The organism is Caulobacter sp. P1_B12_2 (assembly GCF_056406675.1).
Genome location: NZ_JBFTZS010000524.1, coordinates 1 through 2923 on the forward strand (window position 1 = coordinate 1; position 2923 = coordinate 2923).

A 2923-nucleotide genomic window follows, 5' to 3' on the forward strand; every position below is an offset into this window, starting at 1 on the left:
ACCGGGTGCTGTTCCTGGGCGCCAGGCTGGACCTGGGCACCACGGCCTTCCAACGACAGGACTTCGGCGCCCAGGCCGAGCGGGTGATCATCGACATCGACCCCGGTGAACTGGCCAAGTTCGAAGGCATGTCGCGGACGCGCGCTGTCCGGGCCGATCTGAAGGCTCTCCCGGCCGCCGTCGCCGCGACCAGCGGCCAGGCCAAGGCCATGGACGCCGACTGGCTGGCGTGGTGCGAGGCGCGCCGGGCTGAGTACGCCGCCGATGAGCGCCAGCGGCTGACAGGCGACAGCCTCAACGTCTACGGCGTGGCCCAGCGCCTGTCGGCCTGGTCGCCGGGCAAGGTGTTCGCGCCCACCAGTTCGGGCTGGGCCATCGAGGCCTTCTTCCGCTTCTTCGCGCCGCGCGAGGACGCCCGGATCTTCTTCGGCGCCGCGCTTGGGGCCATGGGGCTGGGCCTGCCCCAGGCCATCGKGGCCAGCTTCGGCACCGACCGCCAGGTGATCTGCGTCGAGGCCGACGGCGGGCTGATGCTGAACCTGCAGGAGCTGGCCACCCTGGCCCACTATGCGCCCAAGGGCTTCGTGCTTTTCGTGCTCAACAACGACGGCTACGGCTCGATCCAGGCCTCCCAGGTTCGCCACTTCGGCGCCGAGGGCGGGGCGAGCAAGACCTCCGGCGTCTTCATCCCCGACTACGGCAAGGTCGCCGCCGCGTTCGGCCTGCGCTACCTGCGCATCGACAGCCTGGAAGCGCTGGACGCCCTGCTGCCGACCCTGGCCGCCGACGCCGCGCCGGTGTTCGTCGACCTGATGATCGACGCCACGGAGTCGCGCGGGCCGTCGGTGAAGACCGTGATCTCGCCGGACGGCAAGCTGTCGTCCACGCCGCTGTCGGACATCCAGTGGTAGGCGCGCCTTGAGCGAGATCGCCCGCCGCTGCATTTGCTGTGACGGCGACCGGCTTCGCAAGTCGCCGGCGATCCTGATGCCGTTCGTCGCCAAGCGGGTGTTCGACTGGGAGCCGGTCGAGATCACGCCGGACTGGGGCATGAAGACCCTGCGCCTGGGCATGGCCTATCCGCTGTGCAACTCGCTGCAGTGTCGCGATTGCGGCGTGCTGTTCCTGGACATGCGGTTCAGCGACGCGGAGATGGCGCGACTCTACAGCGGCTATCGCGACGCCGAGTACACGGCGCAGCGCGAGCGCTTCGAGCCGGGCTACGCGGCTCTCAACACCGCCTTGGCCGAGCGCGCGGCCTATCTGCCGCAGGTCGAGGCGATGATCGCCCCGCACCTGGCCGGGCCGCCGCATGTTCTGGACTGGGGCGGGGACACGGGCCTGAACACCCCGTTCCGAGGCGACGCCGCCAGCCTGTCGGTGCACGACATCTCGGGCCTGACCCTGGTCGAGGGCGTCGCCGCCGTCGATCGCGACGGTCTGGCGCGGGCGCGCTTCGACCTGGTGGTTTGCAGTAACGTGCTGGAGCACGTCCCGGGGCCGGCGGCCTTGCTGGACGACATCGCCGCGGTGGTGTCGCCGGAAACCCTGCTCTATCTGGAAGTGCCGCACGAGGCCTATGTCATCCAGAACGCCGGAGTCGACGATCTGGCGACCGGCAAGAAGTACTGGCACGAGCACGTCAACTTCTTCACCGAGACGTCGTTGCGGGCCCTGATCGCCCGCCAAGGCCTGACGATCGTCCAGTTCGAGATCCTCGAGACCGAGATCTACGGCCGCACTGGCCAGTTGTTCTGTCTGCTCTGCCGCAAGGCCTAGAGGTAACGGACCTGGCTGCGCGGATAGGTCTCGCGGAAGAAGTCGTCCAGCTTCGAGAATTGCGAGACCGTGCAGACGATCAGGCCGCCGTCGATCCGCGCGACCTGGGTCGGTTCCACGAACTGGAACTCGGCGCCTGGATCGGCCGCCAGGGCGGCGGCGTTGCGGTCGATCACCGCGATCACCTTGCCTTCCAGGCCGTGCAGCGGACCGCCCGGCAGCAGGCTGCGATGGAAGTTGTCGCCAAAGCCGTAGACGAAGAACTTTTGGTCCCGCAGTTCGGCCTGGACCGCCGCCCAGCGCGGCGCCTCGGCCTGTAGATAGGCCTCGATGGCGACCGGGACGGCCTGCTCGACCTGGCGGTTCTGCAGCACGACATATTGGGCCGGATAGAACTCGCCCAGGGCGTAGGGCATGCGGTAAGTCCCGCCGGCCACGACGTCAAAGCCTTGCGGCGCGATCTTCAGCAGCGCGCGCTGCGAGAAGTGATTGATGTGCAGCCGGTCGACGTAATAGGCGAAATGTGGCTGCGGGAACGTCCGATAGAGCTTCGGGTCCGGCGTCTCGATGTGGATCAGACCGCCGTCGCCGACCAGGTCGAACAGGTCCTTGATCTGATCGATATCGGCCATGTGCTCGACCACGTGGCTGAGGATCACCAGGTCGTGGCCGCTTTCCGGAAACCGGTCGCTGAACCGCAGGTTCGGCAGGTCAGAGGGGAAGTTGGCGTTGACGTCGAAGCCCAGGAACTGGACCTGCGGAAAACGCTCGGCCAGCACGTGCAGCAGGCCGCCGCCGCCGCAGCCGAAGTCCAGCACCGAGCGGATCGACCGTGAGGTGATCAGGTCGGCCAGGATTTCGGCCTGGGGCAGGTTGCGGTATTGGCCGTGCCGTTGGGCCGTGTCGTTGGCCACGGCCGCGTAGTAGTCGCGATAGCCGACCGGGTCGCGCGGCCAGGTGAAGGCGAAGTCGCAGTCCGCGCAGCCGTGCACGGTGATGACGCTCGGCAGGTGCGGCTTGTCGCCGAAGCGCAGTTCGGCGAGCGGGGCTCCGGCCTCGAGACCACAGATCGGACAGGGCGGCGTCAACGCCATTGCCTCAGGGCGCCGTCGGGCGGGTGAACAGGTCCGAGGCGGTCAGCGCC

Annotated in this window: 3 protein-coding genes; 2 read left to right on the plus strand and 1 reads right to left on the minus strand. The window is 68.2% G+C overall.

The window, feature by feature from the left end; genetic code table 11:
* Both AC1DZ6_RS22660 and AC1DZ6_RS22665 read left to right on the plus strand, forming a co-directional pair.
* On the plus strand, positions 1-911 hold a 911-nt coding region (locus AC1DZ6_RS22660; protein WP_477099369.1), incomplete at its 5' end, for a thiamine pyrophosphate-dependent enzyme.
* Positions 912-918: 7 nt separating this feature from the next.
* Positions 919-1779: a class I SAM-dependent methyltransferase gene (locus tag AC1DZ6_RS22665; protein ID WP_477099370.1), complete on the plus strand. Its 861-nt coding sequence runs from the start codon at positions 919-921 to the stop codon at positions 1777-1779.
* Here AC1DZ6_RS22665 and AC1DZ6_RS22670 read toward each other — a convergent pair.
* Positions 1776-2873, minus strand: coding sequence for a class I SAM-dependent methyltransferase (locus AC1DZ6_RS22670; protein ID WP_477099371.1), 1098 nt, complete (start codon positions 2871-2873; stop codon positions 1776-1778). The two genes, AC1DZ6_RS22665 and AC1DZ6_RS22670, sit on opposite strands and share 4 nt — an antisense overlap.
* Positions 2874-2923 lie beyond the last annotated feature (50 nt).